We start from the raw sequence: 23915 nt of genomic DNA, 5'->3' as shown, positions 1-23915 counted from the left end.
CAGGGGAGGCAGCCTCCTTGGTCTGAAGGAGAGCTGACATCACCCAATGGGAGACAACAGTGATAAGGACACAGAGGGTGGCCGCTCAGCGGCCGGATATCGGACGGCTGTTAAAGCCCGGTTCCATTGCTATTGTGGGCGCGTCTGCCACACCCGGCGCACTGGGTGCATCGGTACTGGGTAATCTGGAACGCAACGGTTTTGCCGGTGAGATTTACTTGATCAATCCCAAGCGCGCCCAGATAGCAGGCCGCCCTTGCCTGGCATCCGTTGAACAGCTTCCTGACGGAGTGGATGTGGCTGTCTTGGCGATTCCACAAACGGCCGTCCTGGATACCATTCGTGCGCTGGCCAAGCGGCGTGTCGGTGCGGCGATCATTTTCTCGGCAGGTTTTGCCGAGGCCGGAGAGCAGGGCCAAGCCGAACAAAGCGAGATTGCTCGAATCGCGACTGAGGCAGGCATGGTGATTGAAGGGCCTAACTGTCTGGGGAGCATCAATTATCAGCAAGGTGTGCCACTGACGTTTGTGCAAGTGGATATTCGCGACAAGACCTGCGCGCAGCAACCGTGCATCGGGGTGGTGTCGCAAAGCGGTGCCATGATGACGGTGCTGTGTACCACCTTGTCCAGCCGTCACTTGCCCTTGTCCTACGCCGTCTCAACGGGTAATGAGGCGGCCAGTGTTGCGGAAGATTATGTGGAGTTCTTGCTGGAACAAAGCCATACCCGCGTTATTGCGATGATTGTCGAGCAATTTCGTCATCCAGAGCGCATGCTGGCAGCCGTGGCCCAGGCACGTCGTCAGGGCAAGACGCTTGTCCTGCTTCATCCAGGCAAAAGCAGTGCGGCTCGCGCTTCTGCGGCCACACATACCGGGGTTCTGGCTGGCGACTACTCCTTGATGCGCACCAAGATGGAGCGTGCGGGTGCTGTTTTTGCAGAAACACTGGAAGAGCTAGGTGATATCGCCGAGATTGCCATTCGTTGTCCGGCCTTGCCGGCTGCGGGCGTAGCGGTTCTGGGAGAGTCAGGCGCCTTCAAAGCCTTGACCCTGGATTGGGCTGAGGCCTTGCAACTGGATCTGCCGTTGATCAGTGACCAGGACTCGCCGCAGCTAAGGGCGGTGTTGCCCGGTTTTGTGGGTGTGAGCAATCCCTTGGACCTGACGGCACAAGGTTTGGTCGATCCGGATCTTTATTACCGTACCTTGACGGCGTTGCTGGAGGACGAACGCTTCTCCACCCTTGTCATTGGTCTGATTCAGGGCGATGCGGTGACCTGCGGCATCAAAATGCCCCCGGTGCTGCGAGCCATACACGATTTGCGTCCCCGTAAAGCCGTGGTGCTGGCCGGATTGGATGAGGGGGCGGCTGTCCCACCCGAGTTCATTGAGCAACTGCGCAGCCTGGGCGTTCCGTATTTCCCCAGTACCGAACGGGCCTTGCGCGCCGTGCAACGGTTGACAGCGTTGCAAGCACGCCGTTTTGAAAGCAGTCACAGTGAACCCAAAGCCTTAGCTTTGCCGGCAGATCGCACCGTTGTGCCTGAATATCAGGCCAAGCAAATCCTGGCCCAAGCGGGCATACCATTTGCTCGTGGAGAACTGGCTACTAGCCTGGAGCAGGCGGTAGAGGTCGCCCAGGCGCTGGGTTGGCCTGTTGCGCTCAAGGCTCAGTCTGCGCAGTTAAGCCACAAGAGTGATGCAGGCGGTGTCATTCTTAACGTTGGCGACAGGCCATCTTTAGAGCAAGCCTGGACGCGTCTGCATGCCAGTGTGGCCAACTACGACGGCAATATTGTCCTGGATGGTGTGCTGGTAGAGGCCATGGGACGGCGTGGCCTGGAGATGATTGTAGGGGCGCGTCAGGACCCGCAATGGGGGCCGGTCATTTTGGTAGGTATGGGAGGAGTTACGGCGGAAATCATGCGTGATGTTCGTCTGCTGGATGCTGATCTGTCCGTAAGGCAGGTATTGCATGAGCTCGATCAGTTGCAGGCAGCGGCCTTGTTGCATGGATATCGAGGCTCCCCCAGGCTTGATCGTGAGGCATTGGCCGAGCTGATCGTCCGCCTCGGGCAGGTGTTGCGTGGCACGCCTGCTATTCGTGAAATAGACCTTAATCCGGTGATTGTGTTGCCCGAAGCTCAAGGTGTGCTTGCATTAGATGCCTTGATGCTGATTCAGGGTCAAAGCGGCTGAGGTCCACCAGGGCTGGCTGTTCATGCCAGCCCATTTAATTCCTTTCTCCATCCTTCACAGGAGCTTGCCTTGAGCCTGCCTTATTTGCCGGGCCGTGTACGCGTGCCCGCTTCCACCGAGCCTTCGACCTTGGGCTATGCGTATTACGTCACGATTGTCTTATTGCTGGCCTATACGCTGTCCTTTGTGGATCGCCAGATCTTGGGCCTGTTGGTGCAGCCCATCAAAAAGGATCTGCATCTGTCAGATTGGATGTTCAGTATTGTTCACGGTTTTGCGTTTGCCATTTTCTATACCTTTGTTGGGATTTTTCTGGGCCGCTTGGCAGACAGTTGGAATCGCCGCAACCTGATTGTGATCGGAATGGTGGTGTGGGTGTTGGCCACTGCTGCAGGGGGCTATGTGACTGGTTTCGCATCGCTTTTTGTCGCCCGCATGTTCGTGGGCATTGGCGAGGCCGCCCTGTCTCCGGCCGCCTATTCTATGTTGGCCGATTACTTTGCGCCCGAGCGCCGGGCCCGTGCCATGAGTATTTATACATCGGGGGTCTATATAGGATCGGCGACTGCCTTCATTGTGGGTGGGCTGGTCATTGAGGCGACCAGCCAGTCAGGGACGCTGGTGTTTCCGCTGCTGGGCAGCTTCAAACCCTGGCAGGCGGCCTTCATCTTTGTGGCCTTGCCCGGTATCCCCCTTGTTCTGCTGATGCTAACGGTGCGGGAGCCGGTGCGGCGGGGCCTGAAAGAGGCCAGCCCAACCGCGCGTACCGGATCGGCTTGCGCCCCGGATTGGCGCTATGTGCTGCGTCATAAACGGGCCTACTTTCCACTGCTGCTGGCTCCGGGGCTGACCGCCATGATCACGTTTGGCGTCACGGCCTGGCTGCCCGCTACCTTTATCCGCCAGTGGGGCTGGACTCCGGGTGAAATTGGCCCAGCTTACGGGGTCATTATTTTGACATTTGGGATTGGGGGCATGCTGGTTAGTGGCTTTCTGGCTGATCATCTGACCGCACGCGGCAAGCTGGTAGGCTCGATCCTTATTTCCTTGATCGCCACCAGCGTTCTGATCGTGACTGGCGTGGCGCTGGCCTTTGCCCCTTCGGCTGAGTTTGCGTTGGTAGCGGTGGCAGCAACGACCTTCTTTCTGGGGATGCCCGTTGCCTTGGCTCCTCCTATCTTGCAGGCGATTACGCCCAATCAATTGCGGGGACAGGTCACGTCGATTTATCTGCTTCTGATCAATTTGATTGGCTTGGGCATGGGCCCGTTTCTGGTCGCTTTTTTCACGGACTTTATTTTTTATGACGAGCAGAAAGTAGGGTTGTCATTGGGTTTGGTCTCAGCCTTGGCGGCCTTGCTGTCAGTCGTGTGCCTGGCCCGGGCGATTGGCCCTTATCGTCAATTGGTCGCCGGTTTGGCGCAGCAAGAGAGGATTTAAGTATGCAAGCATCACATTATCAGCCCCCCTTGGAGGATTTCCGGTTTGTGCAGCAGTATTGCTTACAGGCGGAAAAAGAGTGGTGCCGTTTGTCGGCGCACCAGGGGCTGGATCAGGAAACGGCAGATAGGGTGCTCGAGGCGGCCGGACGCTTCTGTGCTGACGTATTGGCCCCGCTCAATGGGCCAGCGGACTTGCAAGGCTGTCGTCTGGAGCACGGACGGGTCTTGACGCCAGACGGGTTTGCTAAAGCCTATGCCGATTTTGTGGAAGCGGGCTGGCCTGCTTTGGCCTGCGATCCCAGCGTGGGCGGCCAGGGTCTGCCTCAGTTGCTGGATACGGCCTTGCATGAAATGCTGGCATCGGCCAATCACGGCTGGGCCATGTATCCGGGAATTTTGCATGGTGCGTACGCCTGCTTGCATGCTCATGGTGATGATTACATTCGTCGCACCTATCTGCCGCCTATCGTTAGCGGGCGTTGGTTGGCCACGATGTGCCTGACAGAACCACAAGCCGGTTCCGATTTGGGTTTGTTACGTACCCAGGCACTGCCCGAACAAGATGGTTCCTACCGCTTGCATGGCAACAAGATTTTCATCTCTGGTGGCGATCAGGATATGAGCGAGAACATCGTTCATCTGGTGCTGGCACGTCTGCCCGATGCCCCTGCCGGTACACGGGGGCTGTCCTTGTTCCTGGCCCCACGCCTGATTCCCCAGGAACAGGGATTGGTTCCCAATACGATTTATTGCGATGGTATTGAGAAGAAAATGGGTATCAAGGGCAGTGCTACTTGTACGATGCGTTTCGAGGCTGCCCAGGCCTGGTTGATTGGCAAGCCGCACCAAGGTCTGGCTGCCATGTTTGTCATGATGAATTCGGCTCGTTTGCATGTTGGCTTGCAAGGCTTGGGGCATGCAGAAGCCGCGTGGCAATTGGCACGCACTTATGCTCACGAACGTCATCAGATGCGGGTGCAACCTCGCCCGGCAACGGCCAAGGGAGCAGCGGACCCTATTGCCCATCATCCTGCCATGCAACGCATCCTTGCCGACTTACGCGTCTGGACGGAGGGTATGCGGGTGATGGCGGCGTGGACAGCGCATCAGCTTGATTTGGCGCAGAGCCTGCCAGAGGGCGACGAGCAGGCTCAGGCGCTGAGTCTGGCCTCTTTGCTGACACCGGTCGTCAAGTCGTTCTTTACAGAGCGGGGCTTTGCCCTGGCCAGCGACGCACTACAAGTTTTTGGCGGCTATGGGTACGTGCATGAGTATCGTATTGAGCAAACGCTTCGGGATGTGCGTATTGCCATGATTTATGAAGGAACCAACCAGATCCAGGCGCTGGATCTGCTGCAGCGCAAGATTGCTGCCGTGGGCCCCGAGGCCTTGCAACCTTTGCTCCAGACCTGGCGCGGGGAGGCGGATGCTTGCCTGAGTGCGATGGCGGACTGTCCGTGGGGCAAAGCGTTAAGGCAGTGGAGCGACCATCTGCACGAAGTGACGACCCATTTGTGCACCCGTGCTCAACACGATACGCAAGTGCTGGCGTGGTGTGCGGAGGATTATCTGCGCTTGGTCGGTACCGTGTGTATGGCATTTGCCTGGGCACGGGCAGGGCGGGTCAGTCGCTTGCAGGCCGATACCAGCTTGTGTGAGCGTAAGGTGGCCAGTGCTGATTATTTCTTTGATCATGGCTTGCTGGACGCCCGCTATTATTTGAGCAGGATAGAGGCGACAGCGGCACGCACAGTGCCCATGCAAAAGCTCGTCTGAGACGGTTTACAGGTCTATGTTCTATGATTGATGTCTGCACCGATCAACGGTGTGCCGCTCAGGATGGTGTCGATAGTATGTCGACACTGTCTTGCTGGCGTTTTTCTCTTTTTAGTCAGACACCAACTCATGGACAGTGCTCTCGAATCCGCTGTTGACCAGTCGCGCCTTCTGCGCTTTCTGGGCTATCGCCTCACGCGTACGGAAATTCATATTCATAAGCTGTTTGCGCATCGTGTTGCCGAGCATGATCTCAAGCCCAGCGAGTTTTCTATTTTGATCTTGCTCGATGCCAATCCGGGAATCTATTTACGCCAATTGGGTGAAACGCTGGATATCTCGCCGTCCAATCTGGTGCCGGTGGTCGAGCGTCTGGTCAAGCGTGGTTTGATCCAACGCCATTCAGACCCGCGTGATCGACGTTTGCAGCAATTGCATCTGACTGCTCAAGGCCAGACTTTGCTCTTGCCTGCTGAAGAGCAGGTCGGAAAATTGGAGGAGGAATTGGAACAGATTCTCACCGCTACCGAGCGGCGCCATTTGTTCTCGGCCCTGGACAAACTGATGGCCGTCCAAGAGAGTCGCGAAAGCTGATCAGTTGCAGAATGGCTGAGCAGACGATCCTTGCGGATCGGGTTGCGGCGTATCGTTAACAGGTATTTTTTAAAACCGCCGTTGAGGCGGTTTTTTTTGTGCGCATCGCCAATGCTTGCGCTGCAACAAAGATGGCGTAGATTAAGTGCGTTCAAATACATCCTGTAACTGTTAGAGCAATCAACTATTTAATCAGCAGGCATTACGCCTGGATCAAACCGGAGGTAGTATGGAACGTCGTCATTTCTTGAAAAGTGCTGGCCTAGGTGTGGCCGCAGGAACCACTTTGTTGGCGGCGCAAGTACAAGCCCGCGAAACAGCCGCCCCCAAAAAGAATGCGCCCTGGCTGGCTGCACGTACAGAAGAGCAGATCGCCAAGCTGGAACGGGTCAAGGTGGATCTGGTTGCGCCTCCCATGGTCCATAAACACGAGCAAAAAGTGGGTCCCGAGCCGCGTGTCGTGGAATTTCGCATGACCATCTCCGAGCGCGAAATCGAGGTTGACCGTGACGGCACCACCATGCACGCCATGATGTTCGACGATTCCATGCCCGGTCCTACCATGGTGGTTCATGAAGGCGACTACCTGGAGCTGACCCTGGTGAACCCGGCCACCAACACCATGCCGCATAATATCGACTTTCATGCCTCGACCGGTGCGCTGGGCGGTGCCAAGCTGACCAACGTGAACCCTGGGGAGCAAGCCACACTGCGTTTCAAGGCCGACCGCAGCGGTACCTTCATTTACCACTGCGCACCAGAAGGCTCGGTTGCCTGGCACGTGGTTCAGGGCATGCACGGTACCGTCATGGTGCTGCCACGCGACGGCCTGAAAGACTCGGCTGGTAACCCCTTGCATTACGACCGTGTCTACAGCATTGGTGAGTTTGACCTCTACATCCCTCGTGATGAAAAGGGTAACTTTAAAAAGTATGGTTCATCGGCGGAAAGCTACGGTGATACCTTGGAAGCCATGCGTGGCCTGATCCCCAGCCATGTGGTGTTCAACGGTAAGGTCGGTGCCTTGATGGGTGACGGTGCCATGAAGGCCAAAGTGGGTGAAACCGTGCTGTTCATTCACTCGCAGGCCAACCGCGATACGCGACCACACCTGATCGGGGGGCACGGTGACTGGGTTTGGGAACTGGGTAAATTTGATGACCCACCCGCCAAGAACCTGGAAACCTGGTTCATTCGTGGCGGTTCGGCCGGTGTGGCGCTCTACACCTTCAAGCAGCCTGGAGTGTACGCCTACGTGAACCACAACCTGATCGAAGCCATGGAGCTGGGCGCCGCAGGTCACGTCCTGGTCGAAGGCGACTGGAACGATGACTTGATGAAACAAGTCAGCCCTCCCGGCCCGATCAAGGCTTAAGGCAGGAGTTGGTGCCCGGAGCGTGGAATTGAGGAACAGGAGTACGAATCAATTCCGTCCGGGCTTGCAGGCAGTATCGTAAACAAGCCAAGAACAAGCAGGGGGTATGGACTTTGAAAACCAGGTCCCTTGTTCTGCAAACGAAGTATCAGCCGGGCATGTGTTCATGCCGACTGTTTAAAGGGTAAAACCATGAGAATCTATAGCCCCGCCACCATGATGTCATCTGCAATGGCCGCTTTACTCTTGTTGGCCGCTGTTCCTGCAGCACATGCCGATTCCGACGAAGCCCTCAAACTATATAAATCGTCGTGTATGGTCTGCCACGCATCCGGTATGGCCAATGCGCCCCGCCTGGGTGATAAGGCTCGTTGGGCGCCCTTGATTGCTCAAGGCGAAGACGCTTTGATGGAAGTGGTTATCAATGGCAAGGGCGCCATGCCACCGCGTGGTGCTGCCCCCAAAGCCACGGACGAGCAATTGCGTAGTGTGGTGCGCTACATGATTGAGAAGGGCAGCTAAGGCGCTGACCTTCTCAGACTGGGCTTACAAGCTCCAGTCGTAATCAACCGTCAAGGGCGCATGGTCACTGAAACGCTCTTCTTTATAGACCGTGGCATGACGCGCCTTGGCAGCAATACCTGGGGTGGCAATTTGATAATCAATGCGCCACCCCACATTTTTGGCCCAAGCCTGGCCGCGGTTGCTCCACCAGGTGTAGCACTCGTCGGTGGTATCGGGATGCAGGCTGCGATACACGTCTACCCAGGACAGCTCGTCCAGCACTTTTGTCATCCAGGCACGTTCTTCAGGTAGAAAGCCGCTGTTTTTCAGATTGCCTTTCCAGTTTTTCAGATCGGCTTCGTGGTGTGCAATATTCCAGTCACCACAAATGATGAATTCGCGGCCAGTATCACGGTGCTCCTGCATCAAGCCATTAATCCACTGCTCAAAATGATCCAGAAAGCGGTACTTGGCCGTTTGACGCTCGTCGCCCGACGAACCGGAGGGCAGGTAGGCGCTGATGACACTCAGGTCATGCCAGTCGGCGCGAATGATACGGCCTTCGGCATCAAATTCCTCGCAGGCCATCCCTTCGACCACATTTTCCGCTTTGTGATTCAGATACAGGCCTACGCCGCTATAGCCTTTTTTCTGCGCGTGGTGGAAATGCCCGTGATACTGACCGGGGTGGGTCAGATCGGGGGTCAGATCAGGCTCGCTGATCTTGATTTCCTGCATGCAGACAATATGAGGTTTCTGGGCTTCCAGCCAGGCGGGCAGGCCTTTACGAAAAGCAGCCCGAATACCGTTGACGTTTAACGAGGTGACGCGTAACACGTGGCAATTCTCCTTATAGCGTCAGCACTGTAACCCGTAACCTGCCTGTATGTCAGTGGCCGTCAGAGCTTGTTACGTGGCCGAGCCAAAGCGGTAGCTGGACACGGTCAAGCCACCAAAGGCGTGTGTTTCATGGTGAAAGCGATGCGCGGTATCGCCACGTGCGACCCCGGCAGCCACCATGACGGGGACCAGGTGATCCTCGCGCGGATGGGCAATACGTGCCGCCGGAGCTTGTTCCCAATCCATCAAGGCCTGACGGCGAACAGTGGGATCCTCCAGGCTTAGGCTCTGGTGTAGCCAGGCATCAAACTGGGCCGAGGGCTCCACACCACCGGGTCCCATATTGCGCAGGTTGTGGTAGCTCAGGCCGCTGCCAATAATCAGCACATCCTCGTCCCGCAAGGGGGCCAGGGCTTGGCCCATGGCGTAGTGCAGGGCCGGGTCATAGTTGGCGTGAATGGACAACTGAACCATGGGCACTTTGGCCTGCGGGTAGATGACATAAGCCGGTACGAAGGCGCCGTGGTCAAAGCCGCGTTGCATATCCAGATGAGTGGGCAGGCCAGCGCCTTCCAGCAGGTTACAGACCTGCTGGGCTAATACAGGATCGCCCGGTGCAGGGTAATGGATCTCGTAGGTATGGGGTGGAAAGCCATAGTAGTCGTACACCATGCTCGGTTGTGCTGCGGCTGCGACCAGCAAATGTGCCTGTTGGGCTTCCCAGTGGGCGGAGACCATCACGATTGCTTTGGGCGTGCGGCCCAGCTGGCGTGGAATGTCCTGCAAGGCAGTACGCAGCGGGGCGTACATGGTTTGTGCCTCGGAGATCCAGGGCCAGGGTCCGCCACCGTGCGAAATGAAATAGGTGGGCATTGTCATGATGATCTCCTGCCCCCCGCCAGATAGAGGCAGGGGTTAAGGGGTTGAGTGGGGCAATCAGTCTTTGCTGCGACCTGCGTCAATGCTCCAGGGGCCCGGGCCAGCAAAAGCCAGATAGAGGAACACAAAGCAGAACAGAACCGCCGCTTCGCCGCCGTTGAGAATTGGAGTGGCAAAGGTACTGGAGGTGGCGTGACCAATAAAATAAGCAAACGCGCACAGGCCCGATGCAACAAAGGCTGCAAAGCGAGAAAACAGCCCAAGCACCAGCAAGCCGCCCAGAACGAGTTCCAGGATGCCTGCAACCCCATACAGAGAGGTGATCTGCAGGTTGGCAAACATGTCTACTTTGGGGAAACCGAGGATCTTGGCAGTACCGTGTGTCAGCAGTAAATAGCCTGTGACAAAGCGCAGCAGGCTAAGGATGCGAGGAGTCCAGCTGGAAGTAAGGGCGCTCATGTGTTTTCCTTTGGAAAGTTGACAGTATCGGTAAAACAGCACCTGGCCCGGGGCAGTGACATCGTTTCGATGTCAGCCTGGAGCTGGTCCCGCCCGTTCAAGGTCCAGACAGGCATCGGGTTGGCACTTTTTTTAGATTAATCAATTACTATCAGGAAATAAACAGGCCTATTTTCATTAGTTACTTTCTTATTAGGAAAGTATGGATACGATTCAGAGTTTACGGGTGTTCAGAGAGATCGTGGTGGCGGGCAGTTTTGCCGCGGCGGCGCAACGTCTGGACATGTCAGCGCCTATGGTCAGCAAACACCTGGCCAATCTGGAAAAACAGCTAGGCACCCGCTTGCTCCATCGCAGCAGCCGTCGTTTGAGTCTGACAGAATTGGGGCAGACTTACTTTGACTATTGCCTGCAGGCGCTCGATACCCTGGAACGCGGGCAGCAGGCTTTGTCGGGTTCAGGGCATCAGCCGCAAGGGGCCTTGCGGGTGACGGCTCCGGTGTGGTTTGCAAATCGCAAAGTGGCGCAGTTGTTGCACGATTACCAAACACGCTTTCCGGAAGTGACTCTGGACATGAGCCTGAGCAATCACAAAGTGGATTTGGTGGCGGAAGGTTTTGATCTGGCTCTGCGGGTGATGCGTGAGCCTGCCCCGCATCAGATTGCGCGTCTTATTTGCCCCATGCCTTTTCATCTAGTGGCCAGCCCGGCGTTTGTGGCCCAGCACGGCATGCCGCGCAACTGTGCTGAGGTGATGCGTTTGCCTGCTATCAGTCCCAGTTATTTGCAGCAGCCCAGCTTCGAGCTGTTAGGGCCGGACGGGCCGGAGTCCTTGCGCCTGAATCCTTTTATGCGCTCGGACAACACGAACCTGACCTATTACAGCGCTTTGGGCGGAGCAGGGTTGGCCTATTTGCCCCAGTGGCTGGTCATGGATGATCTGAACAGTGGTCGTTTGGTTCGCTTGCTACCTGATTACACCGAAGAGCGGCAACAACTGCACGCTGTCTATGCCAGTCGTCGCTATTTGACACCTAAAGTGCGCAGTTTTATCGACTTCTTGTTAGAAGAACTGGCCGAACCTGCCAAGTGATGGCGCACAACACGCTAAAATGCTGTTCGTCTCTATCTTTTTCATACTCTGTCATGTCGGCTACTAACGATAATCGTCGCAATTTTGTGCGCTTTTCCCTGGAACAGGGAGTGCTGCGCTTTGGGGAATTCAAGGTCAAGTCTGGCCGTTTGAGTCCTTACTTCTTCAATGCCGGCCTGTTCAATACGGGACGTAGTGTGGGTCAACTGGCCCGTTTCTATGCCCAGGCTTTACTGGATTCGGGCGTGTCGTTTGACATGCTGTTCGGGCCTGCCTACAAAGGGATTCCTTTGGCTGCCGCGACCTCGATTGCCCTGGCTGAGCATCCTCAAATTGGTGATCGTGACGTGCCCTTTGCCTTCAACCGCAAAGAAGCCAAAGACCACGGCGAAGGCGGCACCCTGGTGGGAGCACCCTTGCAAGGCAAGGTCGTGATTATTGATGATGTGATCACAGCGGGTACGTCCGTGCGTGAATCGATGCAGATCATCAAGGCGGCGGGTGCAGAGCCTGCTGCGGTGCTGATTGCTCTGGATCGCATGGAACGCGCTGGTAATGACCAGGAACTGTCCGCACATTCTGCTGTGCAGGAAGTGGAACAGACTTACGGTATTCCCGTGATCAGCATTGCTTCGCTGGCTGACATCATGGCGGTATTGGCAGACGATACGACCTTGGCCGCTCATGCTCCCCAGGTGAAAGCCTACCGTGATCGCTACGGCGTCTGATCTCCCGCGTTTGTTAAGCAGGATTCAGTAGTAAAAAAAACACCAGGCCTTGGCCTGGTGTTTTTGTATCCGCTAAGCGCAGAGTCCGGACTTAAGCGTCCAGCTTTTGCTTGAGCATTTCATTGATTTGCTGCGGATTGGCCTTGCCCTTGGCAACCTTCATTACCTGACCGACCAAGGCGTTGAAGGCCTTGGGTTTACCGGCACGGTGTTGTTCGACGATGCTGGGGTTGGCGGCCAGTACTTCGTCCACCATGGCCTCAATGGCACCCACATCGTTGATCTGCTTCAAGCCACGGGCGTCGATAATGGCATCTACATCGCCATTGAGCTCGCCATCCCACTGCGCCGCAAAGACATCGCGGGCAATCTTGTTGGAGATGGTGCCGTCAGCAATACGGGCAATCAGCTGAGCCAATTGTGCCGGGCTGACTTTGGACTGTTCGATGCTGATTTCTTCACGGTTCAAGGCAGCCGACAGCTCGCCCAGCACCCAGTTGGCAGCCAGTTTGGCATTGGCGCTGGAACCTGCTTGCAAGATGGCTTCAAAGAAGTCGGAAGTGGCGCGGTCTACCGTCAGTTGCGAAGCGTCGTAACGGCTCAGTTCAAACTCTTGCTCGAAGCGGGCCTGTTTCTGGGCGGGCAGTTCAGGCATGTTCTGACGAACCTGCTCGATCCATTCTTCACTGATAAACAGAGGTGGCAGGTCAGGGTCGGGGAAGTAGCGGTAATCGTGTGCATCTTCCTTGCTGCGCATGCTGCGGGTCTCATCGCGATCCGAGTCGTACAGGCGGGTTTCCTGAATGACCTTGCCACCGTCTTCGATCAGTTCGATCTGGCGACGTGCTTCGTATTGAATGGCACGTTCCAGGAAGCGGAAGGAGTTGATGTTTTTCAGTTCGCAACGGGTGCCAAATTCTTTCTGGCCTTTGGGGCGCACCGATACGTTGGCATCGACGCGGAACGAGCCTTCCTGCATATTGCCGTCGCAAATACCCAGCCAGACTACCAGGCTGTGCAAGGCGCGGGCATAGCCCACGGCTTCAGCAGCCGAGCGCATTTCAGGTTCGGACACGATCTCCAGCAGCGGAGTGCCTGCTCGGTTCAAGTCGATCCCGGTGCTGGACTCGCCGTAAGGACCACGGAAGTTTTCATGCAGGGATTTACCGGCATCTTCTTCCAGGTGGGCGCGTGTCAGATTGATGGTTTTTTCTTCGCCATCCAGCATGAAGCTGACTGTGCCGCCGCTGACGACGGGGATTTCCATCTGGCTGATCTGGTAGTTCTTGGGTAGATCAGGGTAGAAGTAGTTTTTGCGCTCGAACACGGAACGTGGCGCAATGTGGCCACCAACGGCCAGACCCAGACGGATCGCCCGTTCGGCAGCACCACGGTTAAAGACGGGCAGCGCGCCAGGCAGGGCCATATCGACTTCGTTGGCTTGCGTGTTGGGCAAGGCTCCAAAGCGGGTGCTGCTGCTGGAGAAGATTTTGGATTCGGTCGAGAGCTGGGTATGGGTTTCCAGCCCGATCACAATTTCCCATTCCATTATTGTTGTCCTGGTTGACGTTGATGCCAGTCGGTGACTTGCTGGAAGCGGTCGGCAAAGGCCAGCAATTGGCCTTCACGGAAGTAGTTGCCAATGATTTGCAGGCCGATGGGCAAGGGGCGCTCATCGTTACTGAAGCCGCAAGGAATGGACATAGCGGGCAGGCCAGCCAGACTGACGCCCAGTGTGTAGACATCGCCCAGCCAGTCGGTAGTGGGGTCCTCGATGGTGGCACCCAGCTTGCGGCCCAGGGCCGGTGTGACGGGGCCAAGGATCAGGTCGCACTGTTCAAAGGCTTTTTGGAAGTCGTCCACAATCATGCGGCGTACGCGTTGGGCTTGCAGATAGTAGGCGTCGTAGTAGCCGTGCGAGAGCACGTAAGTGCCAACCAGAATGCGGCGCACCACCTCAGGGCCAAAACCTTCCGAGCGCGAACGCGAGATCATGCTGTTCAGGTCGGTGTACTGGCTGGCGCGGTGGCCAAAGCGTACACCGTCAAAGCGTGACAGGTTGGTTGAGGCCTCAGCGGGGCTGATGACGTAATACGTAGGGACAGACAGCTCGGTCAGGGGCAGCTGCACGGTGACGCGTTCTGCACCCAGGCTTTCGTAGGTTTTCAGGGCGGCTTCGATGGCGTCGGCAACGACCGGGTCCAGGCCGGGGCCAAAGAACTGGGCGGGCACACCAATACGCAGGCCTTTCAGTGGCTGACTGCCTTGGGCTTCTTGCTGCGACTGTTGCTGTTCAAATTGCTGACGAATCCGCGCGCCGTTATTGGGCTGATCGTCGCAAAATTCCAGACTGGTAGCATCTTGGGGGTCGAAACCGCACATGGTCTCCAGCAGATCGAGCAAGTCGCGGGCATTACGGGCGATAGGGCCGGCCTGATCCAGGCTGGAGCCGTAAGCAATGATGCCAAAGCGGGAAATCGTGCCGTAGGTGGGCTTGATGCCGCTGACACCGCACAGGGCGGCAGGCTGGCGAATCGAGCCGCCGGTATCGGTTGCGCTTGCACCAGCTACCAGACCAGCGGCCACCGCAGCGGCGGAACCACCTGACGAACCACCGGGCACCATGGTGTGATCCCAGGGGTTACGTACGGGACCGAATACCGAGCTTTCGTTGCGCGAACCCATGGCGAACTCGTCACAGTTCAGTTTGCCCAGCGAGACAGCACCGGCTGCCTGCAGCTTGGTCACCACCGTCGCGTCAAAGGGGCTGACATAGCCTTTCAGCATTTTGCTGCAGGCGGTGGTCTGCCAATCCTTGGTGACAAACAAATCTTTGTGGGCGATCGGGATGCCGGTCAGTGGACCGGCCTTGCCTTGGGCAATCAGGGCATCGGCGGCATCGGCCTGTGCCAGGGTCAGGGCGGCGTCTTGCTGAACAAAGGCATTGAGCTCTTTTTGACGGGCGCTGTTGTCCAGGGCTTGCTGGGCCAGCTCGCGGGCACTGACGGTTTTGTTTTGCAGAGCTAGTCGCAGCGCTGCAATAGTCGCGAATTCAGGGGTAAAAGACATGGTTTTGCTTTATTCGATGACCGTGGGCACCAGAAACAGGCCATCCTGCTCGGCGGGGGCGTTGCGCATCATGGCCTGGCGGCTTTCTACCGTTCCGCAAGGCAGGGCCTTGTCCTCGCGCAGACGCAGACTGATCTGCTGGCGGGCGGACAAAGGGTGGGCCATCGGCTCAACGCCTTGAGTATCAACGGTTTGCAAGGTCTGGATCAGGCCCAGGATGCGCGTCAAATCGTGCTCGACCTGGGAGGCTTGTTCAGCAGAAAGATCAAGGCGCGCCAGTTGCGCTATACGGGCAACATCCTGTTCAGTGATAGACATGTGGGTGGGTACTGGAAAATAAGTAATAAAAAAAAGCGGAAATCTGTCAGTTAAGGACAGTTTGGCACTTTTACAGCAAATGCGGGGGTTACAGAACTTAACTGACCATTAAAACAGTCCTAATGTAGTGCAATTATAAGTTATCATTGATCGTTTTCTTTCCAGGTATTTTTGAATTCGTTGCCTGGTTCTTGTGCCTGTCGTTTTACGCTTGAGTTCCGCGCCGAATTTACCTGTCTTTTCCCCCAAACACTTTACACTTTGCGCGCCCATGTTCGGATTCCTACGCAGTTACTTTTCCAGCGATATGGCAATCGACCTCGGTACGGCCAATACCCTTATTTATGTACGCGGCAAGGGTATCGTACTGGATGAACCGTCCGTTGTAGCCATCCGCCATGAAGGTGGACCTAATGGTAAAAAAATCATTCAGGCCGTTGGGCAGGAGGCCAAGCAAATGCTGGGTCGGGTGCCTGGCAATATTGAAGCCATCCGGCCCATGAAGGATGGTGTGATCGCGGACTTTACTGTGACCGAGCAAATGCTCAAGCAGTTTATCCGCATGGTTCACCCCCGCAGCATGTTTGCCCCCAGCCCACGTATTATCGTGTGTGTGCCTTGTGGCTCTACCCAGGTAGAACGCCGCGCCATCAAAGAATCTGCTTTAGGCGCGGGCGCCAGCAAGGTCTACCTGATTGAAGAGCCCATGGCGGCAGCAATCGGTGCCGGTCTGGCCGTGTCCGATGCCAGTGGTTCCATGGTGGTGGATATTGGTGGTGGTACTACCGAGGTGGCCGTGATCTCTTTAGGCGGCATGGTCTATAAAGGATCGGTGCGCGTTGGTGGCGACAAGTTCGACGAAGCCATTATTAATTACATCCGTCGCAATTACGGCATGCTGATCGGTGAGCCCACCGCTGAATTGATCAAAAAAGAGATTGGCTCCGCATTTCCTGGCACTGAAATTCGTGAAATTGAAGTCAAGGGTCGCAATTTGTCCGAAGGGGTGCCACGTAGTTTCACGGTTTCGTCCAACGAGATCCTGGAATCGCTGACCGATCCCTTGAATCAGATCGTCTCTGCGGTTAAAACCGCTCTGGAACAAACTCCTCCTGAACTGGGTGCGGATATCACCGACAAGGGCATTGTCCTGACCGGGGGTGGTGCGCTGGTTCATGATCTGGACCGTCTATTGCAAGAAGAGACCGGTTTGCCCGTTGTGGTGGCCGAAGATCCTCTGACGTGCGTGGTACGGGGTTGCGGCGAGGCTCTGGAGCATTTGGAGCGTCTGGAGTCCGTATTCATTTACGATTGATCCTTGCTTGGCCCCTACGGCAATGCCTGTTCGTTGGGACAAGTGATCGAGTGTTTGAGTAATGCGAGAACAAGGCTCCATCCGGCTATTTAGGCGTGGCTCATCTGCTGAGCTGCGTTTGGCCGCTCTTTTGGTGCTGACAGTGGGCCTGTTGATCACCGATGCTCGTTACTCTGTGCTTGAGCCTGTACGTCAGGCGATTGCCACTGTGCTCTACCCCTTTCAGCGCGTCATGCTCGCGCCGCGTGATCTGGTTACGTACTTCAGTAGCTGGACGGATGCGGCCTCGACCGCCCGTTCTGAAAAAGAGGCCTTGCAACGCCAGCGCATCGAGCTGGCTCAGCTCTCTACCCATGCCGCTCAGCTTTCTGCTGAAAACGAACAATTGCGTCGTTTGTTGCAAGTGGCCGATACCGTCACCCAGCCCTCTGTAGCGGTTGAAGTTCTGTACGAACCGCCCAATGGGTATGCGCGTCACCTGATTTTCAACAAGGGCTCGGCAAGTGGCATTCGTCCCGGTATGCCCGTTATTGACGAAGGCGGGGTTGTGGGGCAGGTGGTGCGTGTCACGCGTTTTACCTCGGAGGCCGCGCTCATTACTGACGACAAAGTCTCGGTGCCGGTGCAGGTGCTACGCAATGGCCTGCGTTTGATTGCCTTTGGTGGCAACCCCGGTGGCAAGGTAGAGGTGCGTTTTCTGACCAGTGACGTGGATCTGGAGCCAGACGATACCTTGATCACGAGTGGTATCGGCGGCTTGTTCCCCGCTGGTTTGCCGGTCGGGACGGTCAGCAGTATCGAGCGCGATGATGCCTCCGGTTTTGCGCTGGCTTTGGTGACGCCCTTATCGCACCCCGAGCGTTACCGTCATTTTCTCATTTTGCTGGTGCCCGAGAGCGAACGCTCTCTTGAACAGGACGATGCTGATGACGCGACACGCTGAGTCCTCGGACACCCCTAGCCGCAAAGTCCGGTCTTCATCTCTGGGCAGTTTGCAGCCTATTGATAGCAGCCCGTTTTCGCGTGCTTCCAGCCCGTGGCTGGTGTGGGGCTCAATTCTTTTGATGTGGCTGGGGTCCATGTTGCCCTGGCGCCTGCTGCCCTTTGCGCCGGACCTGTTGATGCTGGTACTGGGCTTTTGGGCCGTGCATGAGCCACGCCGTGTTCCCATGTCCCTGGCCTTCGTGCTGGGTATCTTGGTGGATGTGCATGATGGCAGTCTCCTGGGCGAGCATGCCCTGGCCTACGTGCTGGTCGTGTATGGTGCCTTGCTTTTGCGCAAGCGCATCTTGAACTTCGGTATGTGGATTCACTTTTTGCACATGGCAGTCGTCATGTTGCTGGCACAGTTGATCGTGCAGGTGTTGCACGCCTGGCTGGTGGGGGAGTGGTCTGGCTGGGAGTGGGCGGCTGGCACCTTGCTGACAGCCGCTTTGTGGCCTCTGGCCGATAGTGTGCTGTTCTTGCCGCAGCGACGTCTGGACGAATCCGACTCTGGTTCGTCCTGATTGGTAGGGCGGCCATGTTTGAATTCAAAAAAACCTCACACCAGTTGCGCCAACGCATTTTTTTTCGTGTTCTGGTGGCCGCCGTTCTGGCCTGCGTGCTGCTAGGAATTTTGGGCGTGCGCTTGTGGTACTTGCAAGTGGTGCGCTACGAAGGCTTTGCCGCTCGAGCTGATCAAAACCGTATTGCTGTCATCCCGATTACTCCCCGACGAGGCGAGATTCTGGACCGCAATGGCGAGGTTTTAGCTCGTAATTATCGGGACTACACGCTGTCGGTGGTGCCCGCCAGTCTGGGCGAGCCCGTAGACGATATGCTGGATCGCGTGGGTGAATTGGTGGAGCTAAGTCCACGCGATCGTCGCCGATTCAAGCAGAACGCCGCCCAAAACAGTCGATATTCCGAGATTTTACTGCGCAATAACCTAAGTGATGATGAAGCGGCCTGGTTTGCTGCCCATGCTTTCAAATTCCCCGGAGTGACCTTACAGGCCCGCTGGGTGCGCGAGTACCCGCACGGCGAGTCAGCGGCGCACGTGCTGGGGTATGTAGGCCGTATTTCCGAAGGCGACCAGCAGCGTCTGGAAGAAACCGGGCAAACCGGTAACTACCGAGGCACGCAGGTGATTGGCAAAAAAGGGATTGAGAAAACCTGGGAAAAGACCCTGCACGGACGCACGGGTATTGAAGAGGTGGAAGTGGCCGCTTCAGGTCGTCCTGTGCGTACCTTGAGTCGCGTGGACCCTGTACCGGGTGCCAGCCTGCGCCTGTCGCTGGATATTGGCCTGCAAAAGATGGCCGAAGGTTTGTTTGCCGGGAGACGTGGTGCGTTGGTGGCGATTGAACCCAGCACGGGGGAAGTGCTGGCGTTTGTGTCCGCACCGTCCTTTGACCCGAACTTGTTTATCGACGGTATCGACGTAGAGAACTGGCGCAAGTTAAATGACTCGCCCGATCATCCGCTGATTAATCGTCCCCTGTACGGTACATATCCGATTGGTTCGACCTACAAGCCCTTCGTGGCGTTGGCGGCTTTGGAGACCGGCAAGCGCAAGGCGACCGATCGTATTTCCGATCCTGGCTATTTTGAGTTTGGTGGTCAGCGTTTCCGTAACGCGGGTGGGGCGGTTTACGGGTCTACCGATATGCACCGTGCCTTGGTGGTGTCCTCGGATACGTATTTCTATTCCTTAGGCCCGGAAATCGGCGTCGATAATCTGCACGACTTCATGAAGCAGTTTGGCTTTGGCCAGCATACTGGCATTGACCTGGATGGTGAACGCCAAGGCATTTTGCCTTCTACCGAGTGGAAACGTAAGGCTTATCGCAAACCGGCGCAACAGCGCTGGTATGCCGGGGAGAGTATCTCCGTGGCGGTAGGCCAGGGCTATAACTCTTTTACCGTGTTGCAACTGGCTCATGCCACGGCTGTGCTGGCGAGCAATGGCATTGTGCGGCCTCCGCACCTGGTCACCCAGACGCTAAGTCCCCACGACCCGGAAATTGAGCAGCCCGTGCGTATTGATGCCAAGCTGATCCCCTTGAAGCAGGCTAATGTGGATGTGGTCAAACAGGCTTTGGTCGATGTGGTGCGCCAAGGCACGGCACGGCGCGCTTTTGCGGGAGCAGCCTATCAGGCTGCTGGCAAGACAGGGACCGCACAGGTCTTTAGCCTGCGCGGTGCCAAGTACAATGCGAACGCCATTGACGAACGATTGCGTGATCACGCCTTGTTCATGTCTTACGCCCCGGCAGAAAACCCTAAAATTGCAGTTGCCCTGATTGTGGAAAACGCAGGATGGGGTGGTTCGGTTGCAGCACCGATTGTGCGCAAGGTCTTTGATTACTGGTTGGTAGAGCGAGGGCAGATGCAATGAAGCGACTTTTGCAACTGGGCCTGAAAGCTGTCACTGCCTTTGACTGGCCCTTGCTGCTGTTGCTGGTGCTGATGGCTGCGCTGGGCATGACGATCATGCATTCAGCCGTCGGGGGGACGGACTGGCGCTTTGCTGACCAGGTTCGCAATTTCCTGCTGGCCTTTGGTGTGATGTGGGTTGCGGCCTTGATTCCACCGGCGATGTGGATGAAGTTGGCCCCAGTCGTTTATTCGGTTGGGGTGGTACTGCTTTTGGGGGTGGAGTTCTTTGGCGAGACCAGCAAAGGCGCGACGCGTTGGCTGGATCTGGGGGTGGCGCGTATTCAGCCCTCGGAAATGCTCAAGATTTCTGTGCCCTTGATGCTGGCCTGGTATTTTCACCGCTATCAGCGGCCCAAGATGAGCCTGCTGGATTTTGTGGTGGCGGGTATTTTGCTGATGATTCCGTTCCTGCTGATTGTGCGTCAGCCGGACTTGGGTACCGCCTTGCTGGTGTTTGCTGCTGGCTTTTGCGTTATTTATTTTGCAGGCCTGTCCTTCAAGCTGATTGTGCCGATTGTGGTCGTGCTGGTGCTGGGCATCAGTGCTTTGCTTTACTACGAAGACTATATCTGCGTGCCTGACTTGGATTGGGTGGTGCTGCACGATTATCAGAAACACCGGGTCTGCACGCTGCTGAATCCGGGTAGCGACCGTCTGGGCAGGGGCTTTCACACCATTCAGTCCATGATTGCGATTGGCTCGGGCGGGGTTTACGGCAAAGGCTACATGATGGGCACCCAGTCTCATCTGGACTTTGTTCCCGAACGTACCACCGACTTTATTTTTGCGGTGTTTGCCGAGGAATTCGGTTTGTATGGCGGCATCATGCTGCTGGTGCTGTATGCCTTGCTGATTCTGCGCGGCTTGTCGATTGCCGCTGTGGCTCATACCCAGTTCAGCCGTCTGCTGGCCGGTTCCATGTCCATGATGCTGTTTGTCTATGTGTTCGTGAACATAGGCATGGTAACGGGGATTTTGCCCGTGGTAGGCGTGCCTTTGCCATTTCTAAGCTACGGCGGCACGGCCTTGATGACGCTGGGTGTGGCCTGCGGAATGCTGATGAGCATCAGCAACGATAAGCCCGCGCGACCTTCATAGTGCTTGACCTTGGGTGCTCCTGGCTTGGTGCTGCGCGTAGCCAGGGGCTGTCTCGCTTACCCCGGATGATACCGGGGGTCTTGGCATCAAGGTAGAAGCAGTTGTTCACTATCTTGGTTTTGATACAAACCCAGCAGTAGCTTGCGTATAGGTGCAGGTAAAGCGGTTTGCTCCAGAGCTTCATGATCCTGCCATTGCTGGCCTGCCATTGGCTCGGCCAGGGTAGATTCGTCCACTTGCAGCAGCCACGGTGTGATGTGCAGCTTGAAGTGTGAGAACACGTGCTGGAAAGAGGCCAGCGCAATCGCTTCTTCATGAGACCAGTGCAGTGCCGCCGTTTGCAGGCTGACGGCATCGTCAAACTGGGGCAGAGTGAGCAGGCCACCCCAAATACCTTTGTCAGGCCGTTGCTCCAGCAAGACCTGACCGTTCAGCTCCAGAATCAGCACATGCGCATAGCGCTCATCCTGGCGGATACGCTCTTTGGGGCTGGGTAGTTCGGACTGGGCCTGATGGGTATGGGCATAGCAGTTGCTTTGCAGCGGGCATAGACTACAGGTGGGCTTGCTGCGCGTACAGCATTGCGAGCCCAGGTCCATTAGCCCTTGGGTGTAGGCCGCCATATCCAGGCTTGCCGGAGCAAGCTCGACGACTTCATCGGCCTTGGTCCACAAGGTGTTTTCCACGGCCTTTTTCTGCGTGGGCCCATAAATTCCGAAATAGCGCGTAAACACACGTTTTACGTTGCCGTCCATGATGGGGCTGCGTTCGCCAAAACAGAAGGCGGCGATGGCACAGGCGGTGGAGCGACCTATGCCGGGCAAGGTCGCCAGATCCGTGGCATTGCCCGGGAAACGGCCACCCCATTTTTCCATGACCTCTTGGGCACAGCGATGCAGGTTACGGGCGCGAGCGTAATAGCCCAAACCGGCCCAGTAGGGCATGACCTCGTCTTGCTCGGCAGCGGCCAGATCCTTGACGGTAGGAAAGCGTTCCAGAAAGCGCTCGTAATAACCCAGGACAGTGGCGACCTGGGTTTGCTGCAACATGATTTCGGAAAGCCAGACGCGGTAAGGGTCTTGCGTGTTCTGCCAGGGGAGGTGGTGGCGGCCGGAGGTTCTTTGCCAGGCCACCACTTTTTCGGCCAGATTTTGGGAACAGGGTTCAGGAAGCGACATCAATATTGGGTACTACGGGTAACAGACCAGCGAGCCGCCAGTGCGCCCAAAATGGCGACCAATATAGCAGCTGTCAGCAAAAGAGAAAATTCTGGCAGCTTGAGCGCTAGCTGGACGCCATAGCTTTGGGCCAGACTGGATAAGGCCTTGTTCAGCGGAGTCAGGGCCAAGAGAGCCAGGCCACATGCCAGTGCGCTGGCAAGCAGGCCGGTTAGCGCACCCATGTACAGAAAAGGGCGGCGTACAAAGGCTTCGGTCGCGCCGACCAAACGGGCCACGGCAATTTCTTCACGCTGGTTCAGGGCTTGCAGGCGCACGGTATTGAACACGGTGGCAATCACCACCACGCCCACACCTGCCATCAATATCCATAAGCCAATGCGGATAAAACTCAGGATCGCGGCCAGACGCTGCACCCATTCGCTATCGAGCAGCACGCTATCCACGTCTTGGCGACCTTGCAGGGTTTTGGCTAAGGTATCGGCCCGCGTGACCAGATCTGGTGTTTCATGCAGGGTCAGCACAATGGCGTGGGGCAAGGGGTTGCTGGGCAAGGCGCCCAAAGCCTCTGTCCAACTGGGGTTGCTCTGCAATTGCTTGAGCGCCTGCTCCTTGCTGACCAGCCTGATATTGGCCAGTTCAGTTTGAAACTCTTTGCCCACGGCCTGGCTGAAGGCCTGGGCTTGCTCCAGCGTGCTGTTCTGTTTCATGAACACGGTCATTTCGGGCGAGGTAGGGATTTCGCGCACGACAGGCTGGGCGGCCAGCAAGATACTGGCTCCCAGCACAGGTACTGCCAGAGTCAGGGCAATGACCAGCAGATTGGACAGGGAGGAGAAGGGTTGCACTTTCAGACGGCGCAAAGCCACCAGGAAAGCATATTGGTGATGACGCAGCCAGGTTCTCATGCCAGCACTCCTGGATGATCGGAAAAGCGGCCGTCCTGAATCAGCAGGGTGCGACGCGCATAGCGTGCCATCAAATTCAGATCGTGCGAGGCAATCAGGGTGGTGACACCCACCCGGTTAAAGTCCATCAAAACATCCATGATGCGCTTGGCGTTATCGGCGTCCAGATTGGCGGTAGGCTCGTCCGCAATCAAAATAGCCGGACGATTGACAATTGCACGGGCAATGGCCAGCCGTTGCTGCTCACCACCGGACATTTCCACCGGCTTTAAATCTTCTTTGCCGCGTAGCCCCACTTTTTCCATGGCGGCGCGGGCACGTGCTTGGGCTGTGCCGGGCTCCAGGCCTACGACTGCCAGAGGCAGGAGCACATTGGCCAGGGCGCTGCGGTCTTGCAGCAAGTGTGTATCTTGTAAAACCACGCCCACAGCGCGTCGCAGATAGGGGCGTGCGCGGGCGGGCAGCTTGTCCAGCCTGTGCCCGTTGACCTGGACCGAGCCACGGCTAGGCAGCTCCAGCCCCCCGATCAGACGCAATAAAGTGGATTTACCTGCTCCCGATGGGCCGGACACAAAAATGAATTCGCCGTCATCAATGCGAAAATTAATGTCGGCTAGAATATTTTTACTGCGGCCATACGATTTAAAAACGTGTTGGAACTCGATCATCGCGACGCACAATTAAAGAGGAGTCTGCTTGAAAAGCCCCTAGGGAA

General features: G+C 56.6%; 22 protein-coding genes. 13 read left to right on the top strand and 9 right to left on the bottom strand.

All coding sequences use genetic code 11. From position 1 onward, the window contains the following. Nucleotides 1-77 precede the first annotated feature (77 nt). From LNA76_RS14040 to LNA76_RS14015, 6 genes are all read left to right on the top strand, one after another. Nucleotides 78-2201 carry an acetate--CoA ligase family protein gene (locus tag LNA76_RS14040; RefSeq protein ID WP_230019291.1) on the top strand — a complete coding sequence of 708 codons (2124 nt, stop codon included), beginning with the start codon at nucleotides 78-80 and terminating at the stop codon, nucleotides 2199-2201. A 69-nt stretch (nucleotides 2202-2270) separates the two neighbouring features. Further along, nucleotides 2271-3641 carry a spinster family MFS transporter gene (locus LNA76_RS14035; RefSeq protein WP_230019290.1) on the top strand — a complete coding sequence of 457 codons (1371 nt, stop codon included), beginning with the start codon at nucleotides 2271-2273 and terminating at the stop codon, nucleotides 3639-3641. Nucleotides 3642-3643: 2 nt separating this feature from the next. Then, a complete protein-coding gene (locus LNA76_RS14030) occupies nucleotides 3644-5419 on the top strand; it encodes an acyl-CoA dehydrogenase (protein ID WP_230019289.1) in 1776 nt (591 codons plus the stop codon). A gap of 129 nt (nucleotides 5420-5548) precedes the next feature. Then, nucleotides 5549-6013 carry a MarR family winged helix-turn-helix transcriptional regulator gene (locus LNA76_RS14025; RefSeq protein WP_094197783.1) on the top strand — a complete coding sequence of 155 codons (465 nt, stop codon included), beginning with the start codon at nucleotides 5549-5551 and terminating at the stop codon, nucleotides 6011-6013. A 229-nt stretch (nucleotides 6014-6242) separates the two neighbouring features. Next, nucleotides 6243-7388, top strand: coding sequence for a copper-containing nitrite reductase (gene nirK, locus LNA76_RS14020; protein ID WP_094197782.1), 1146 nt, complete (start codon nucleotides 6243-6245; stop codon nucleotides 7386-7388). Between the two features lie 192 nt (nucleotides 7389-7580). Next, nucleotides 7581-7910, top strand: coding sequence for a c-type cytochrome (locus LNA76_RS14015; protein ID WP_094197781.1), 330 nt, complete (start codon nucleotides 7581-7583; stop codon nucleotides 7908-7910). Nucleotides 7911-7934: 24 nt separating this feature from the next. Here the strand turns inward: LNA76_RS14015 and LNA76_RS14010 are convergent, their stop codons facing one another. From LNA76_RS14010 to LNA76_RS14000, 3 genes are all read right to left on the bottom strand, one after another. Continuing rightward, nucleotides 7935-8729 carry an exodeoxyribonuclease III gene (locus LNA76_RS14010; RefSeq protein WP_094197780.1) on the bottom strand — a complete coding sequence of 265 codons (795 nt, stop codon included), beginning with the start codon at nucleotides 8727-8729 and terminating at the stop codon, nucleotides 7935-7937. Between the two features lie 72 nt (nucleotides 8730-8801). After that, complete coding sequence (locus tag LNA76_RS14005; RefSeq protein WP_230019288.1) at nucleotides 8802-9611, bottom strand: DODA-type extradiol aromatic ring-opening family dioxygenase; 810 nt, start codon at nucleotides 9609-9611, stop codon at nucleotides 8802-8804. 57 nt (nucleotides 9612-9668) lie between these two features. Further along, entirely contained in the window at nucleotides 9669-10070 is a 402-nt protein-coding gene (locus LNA76_RS14000; protein WP_094197778.1) for a DoxX family protein, read from the bottom strand. Between the two features lie 202 nt (nucleotides 10071-10272). On the opposite strand from LNA76_RS14000, the gene LNA76_RS13995 reads away from it, so the two are divergent. Together LNA76_RS13995 and pyrE are read left to right on the top strand one after the other, a co-directional pair. Continuing rightward, nucleotides 10273-11163, top strand: coding sequence for a LysR family transcriptional regulator (locus tag LNA76_RS13995; protein WP_094197777.1), 891 nt, complete (start codon nucleotides 10273-10275; stop codon nucleotides 11161-11163). Nucleotides 11164-11216: 53 nt separating this feature from the next. Then, the gene (gene pyrE / locus LNA76_RS13990; protein WP_094197776.1) at nucleotides 11217-11891 is read left to right on the top strand and encodes an orotate phosphoribosyltransferase; all 675 of its coding nucleotides are present in this window, start codon (nucleotides 11217-11219) and stop codon (nucleotides 11889-11891) included. A 91-nt stretch (nucleotides 11892-11982) separates the two neighbouring features. Here the strand turns inward: pyrE and gatB are convergent, their stop codons facing one another. From gatB to gatC, 3 genes are read right to left on the bottom strand one after another with little or no spacing between them, the layout of a single operon-like run. Then, complete coding sequence (gene gatB, locus LNA76_RS13985) at nucleotides 11983-13440, bottom strand: Asp-tRNA(Asn)/Glu-tRNA(Gln) amidotransferase subunit GatB (protein WP_108728527.1); 1458 nt, start codon at nucleotides 13438-13440, stop codon at nucleotides 11983-11985. Continuing rightward, the gene (gatA, locus tag LNA76_RS13980; RefSeq protein ID WP_108728528.1) at nucleotides 13440-14960 is read right to left on the bottom strand and encodes an Asp-tRNA(Asn)/Glu-tRNA(Gln) amidotransferase subunit GatA; all 1521 of its coding nucleotides are present in this window, start codon (nucleotides 14958-14960) and stop codon (nucleotides 13440-13442) included. The genes gatB and gatA overlap by 1 nt, the downstream gene beginning before the upstream one ends. Nucleotides 14961-14969: 9 nt before the next feature. Beyond that, nucleotides 14970-15278 (bottom strand): Asp-tRNA(Asn)/Glu-tRNA(Gln) amidotransferase subunit GatC, encoded by a 309-nt coding sequence (gatC, locus tag LNA76_RS13975; protein WP_108728529.1) that lies wholly within the window; start codon nucleotides 15276-15278, stop codon nucleotides 14970-14972. A 271-nt stretch (nucleotides 15279-15549) separates the two neighbouring features. Here gatC and LNA76_RS13970 point away from each other — a divergent pair, with 271 nt between their 5' ends. The 5 genes from LNA76_RS13970 (at nucleotide 15550) to rodA (ending at nucleotide 21114) form a co-directional block, all read left to right on the top strand. Next, nucleotides 15550-16593 (top strand): rod shape-determining protein, encoded by a 1044-nt coding sequence (locus LNA76_RS13970; RefSeq protein WP_003801946.1) that lies wholly within the window; start codon nucleotides 15550-15552, stop codon nucleotides 16591-16593. A gap of 61 nt (nucleotides 16594-16654) precedes the next feature. Continuing rightward, nucleotides 16655-17536, top strand: a complete 882-nt coding sequence (gene mreC, locus LNA76_RS13965; RefSeq protein ID WP_108728530.1) for a rod shape-determining protein MreC — start codon at nucleotides 16655-16657, stop codon at nucleotides 17534-17536. After that, nucleotides 17520-18101 (top strand): rod shape-determining protein MreD, encoded by a 582-nt coding sequence (gene mreD / locus LNA76_RS13960; protein WP_108728531.1) that lies wholly within the window; start codon nucleotides 17520-17522, stop codon nucleotides 18099-18101. The genes mreC and mreD overlap by 17 nt, the downstream gene beginning before the upstream one ends. A gap of 14 nt (nucleotides 18102-18115) precedes the next feature. After that, complete coding sequence (gene mrdA / locus LNA76_RS13955) at nucleotides 18116-19975, top strand: penicillin-binding protein 2 (protein ID WP_094197771.1); 1860 nt, start codon at nucleotides 18116-18118, stop codon at nucleotides 19973-19975. Then, the gene (gene rodA / locus LNA76_RS13950) at nucleotides 19972-21114 is read left to right on the top strand and encodes a rod shape-determining protein RodA (protein WP_094197770.1); all 1143 of its coding nucleotides are present in this window, start codon (nucleotides 19972-19974) and stop codon (nucleotides 21112-21114) included. The genes mrdA and rodA overlap by 4 nt, the downstream gene beginning before the upstream one ends. A gap of 86 nt (nucleotides 21115-21200) precedes the next feature. On the opposite strand, the gene mutY is transcribed toward rodA, so the two are convergent. Genes mutY through LNA76_RS13935 form a run of 3 tightly spaced genes read right to left on the bottom strand, consistent with a single transcriptional unit; the run spans nucleotide 21201 to nucleotide 23868 of the window. After that, on the bottom strand, nucleotides 21201-22292 hold the full coding sequence (gene mutY, locus LNA76_RS13945) for an A/G-specific adenine glycosylase (RefSeq protein ID WP_230019287.1): 1092 nt from the start codon (nucleotides 22290-22292) through the stop codon (nucleotides 21201-21203). Then, the gene (locus LNA76_RS13940) at nucleotides 22292-23200 is read right to left on the bottom strand and encodes a cell division protein FtsX (protein WP_108728532.1); all 909 of its coding nucleotides are present in this window, start codon (nucleotides 23198-23200) and stop codon (nucleotides 22292-22294) included. The genes mutY and LNA76_RS13940 overlap by 1 nt, the downstream gene beginning before the upstream one ends. Beyond that, on the bottom strand, nucleotides 23197-23868 hold the full coding sequence (locus tag LNA76_RS13935; protein WP_094197767.1) for a cell division ATP-binding protein FtsE: 672 nt from the start codon (nucleotides 23866-23868) through the stop codon (nucleotides 23197-23199). Before LNA76_RS13935 ends, LNA76_RS13940 begins: the two co-directional genes overlap by 4 nt. Nucleotides 23869-23915 lie beyond the last annotated feature (47 nt).

The sequence above is a fragment of the Alcaligenes sp. MMA genome (assembly GCF_020907215.1).
In the GTDB taxonomy this organism is placed as follows: Bacteria; Pseudomonadota; Gammaproteobacteria; order Burkholderiales; family Burkholderiaceae_B; genus Alcaligenes; species Alcaligenes aquatilis.
This window is presented reverse-complemented; position numbering and strand designations above follow the sequence as displayed.

Excerpts from the sequence above, each read along its gene's own strand:
- LNA76_RS14030 (WP_230019289.1), top strand. The coding sequence starts at position 3,644 with ATGCAAGCATCACATTATCAGCCCCCCTTGGAGGATTTCCGGTTTGTG.
- gatA (WP_108728528.1), bottom strand. The coding sequence starts at position 14,960 with ATGTCTTTTACCCCTGAATTCGCGACTATTGCAGCGCTGCGACTAGCT.
- nirK (WP_094197782.1), top strand. The coding sequence starts at position 6,243 with ATGGAACGTCGTCATTTCTTGAAAAGTGCTGGCCTAGGTGTGGCCGCA.
- LNA76_RS14015 (WP_094197781.1), top strand. The coding sequence starts at position 7,581 with ATGAGAATCTATAGCCCCGCCACCATGATGTCATCTGCAATGGCCGCT.
- gatC (WP_108728529.1), bottom strand. The coding sequence starts at position 15,278 with ATGTCTATCACTGAACAGGATGTTGCCCGTATAGCGCAACTGGCGCGC.
- mutY (WP_230019287.1), bottom strand. The coding sequence starts at position 22,292 with ATGTCGCTTCCTGAACCCTGTTCCCAAAATCTGGCCGAAAAAGTGGTG.
- LNA76_RS14005 (WP_230019288.1), bottom strand. The coding sequence starts at position 9,611 with ATGACAATGCCCACCTATTTCATTTCGCACGGTGGCGGACCCTGGCCC.
- mrdA (WP_094197771.1), top strand. The coding sequence starts at position 18,116 with ATGTTTGAATTCAAAAAAACCTCACACCAGTTGCGCCAACGCATTTTT.
- LNA76_RS13935 (WP_094197767.1), bottom strand. The coding sequence starts at position 23,868 with ATGATCGAGTTCCAACACGTTTTTAAATCGTATGGCCGCAGTAAAAAT.
- LNA76_RS13940 (WP_108728532.1), bottom strand. The coding sequence starts at position 23,200 with ATGAGAACCTGGCTGCGTCATCACCAATATGCTTTCCTGGTGGCTTTG.
- LNA76_RS13970 (WP_003801946.1), top strand. The coding sequence starts at position 15,550 with ATGTTCGGATTCCTACGCAGTTACTTTTCCAGCGATATGGCAATCGAC.
- mreD (WP_108728531.1), top strand. The coding sequence starts at position 17,520 with ATGACGCGACACGCTGAGTCCTCGGACACCCCTAGCCGCAAAGTCCGG.
- LNA76_RS14025 (WP_094197783.1), top strand. The coding sequence starts at position 5,549 with ATGGACAGTGCTCTCGAATCCGCTGTTGACCAGTCGCGCCTTCTGCGC.
- LNA76_RS13995 (WP_094197777.1), top strand. The coding sequence starts at position 10,273 with ATGGATACGATTCAGAGTTTACGGGTGTTCAGAGAGATCGTGGTGGCG.
- mreC (WP_108728530.1), top strand. The coding sequence starts at position 16,655 with ATGCGAGAACAAGGCTCCATCCGGCTATTTAGGCGTGGCTCATCTGCT.
- gatB (WP_108728527.1), bottom strand. The coding sequence starts at position 13,440 with ATGGAATGGGAAATTGTGATCGGGCTGGAAACCCATACCCAGCTCTCG.
- rodA (WP_094197770.1), top strand. The coding sequence starts at position 19,972 with ATGAAGCGACTTTTGCAACTGGGCCTGAAAGCTGTCACTGCCTTTGAC.
- LNA76_RS14000 (WP_094197778.1), bottom strand. The coding sequence starts at position 10,070 with ATGAGCGCCCTTACTTCCAGCTGGACTCCTCGCATCCTTAGCCTGCTG.
- pyrE (WP_094197776.1), top strand. The coding sequence starts at position 11,217 with ATGTCGGCTACTAACGATAATCGTCGCAATTTTGTGCGCTTTTCCCTG.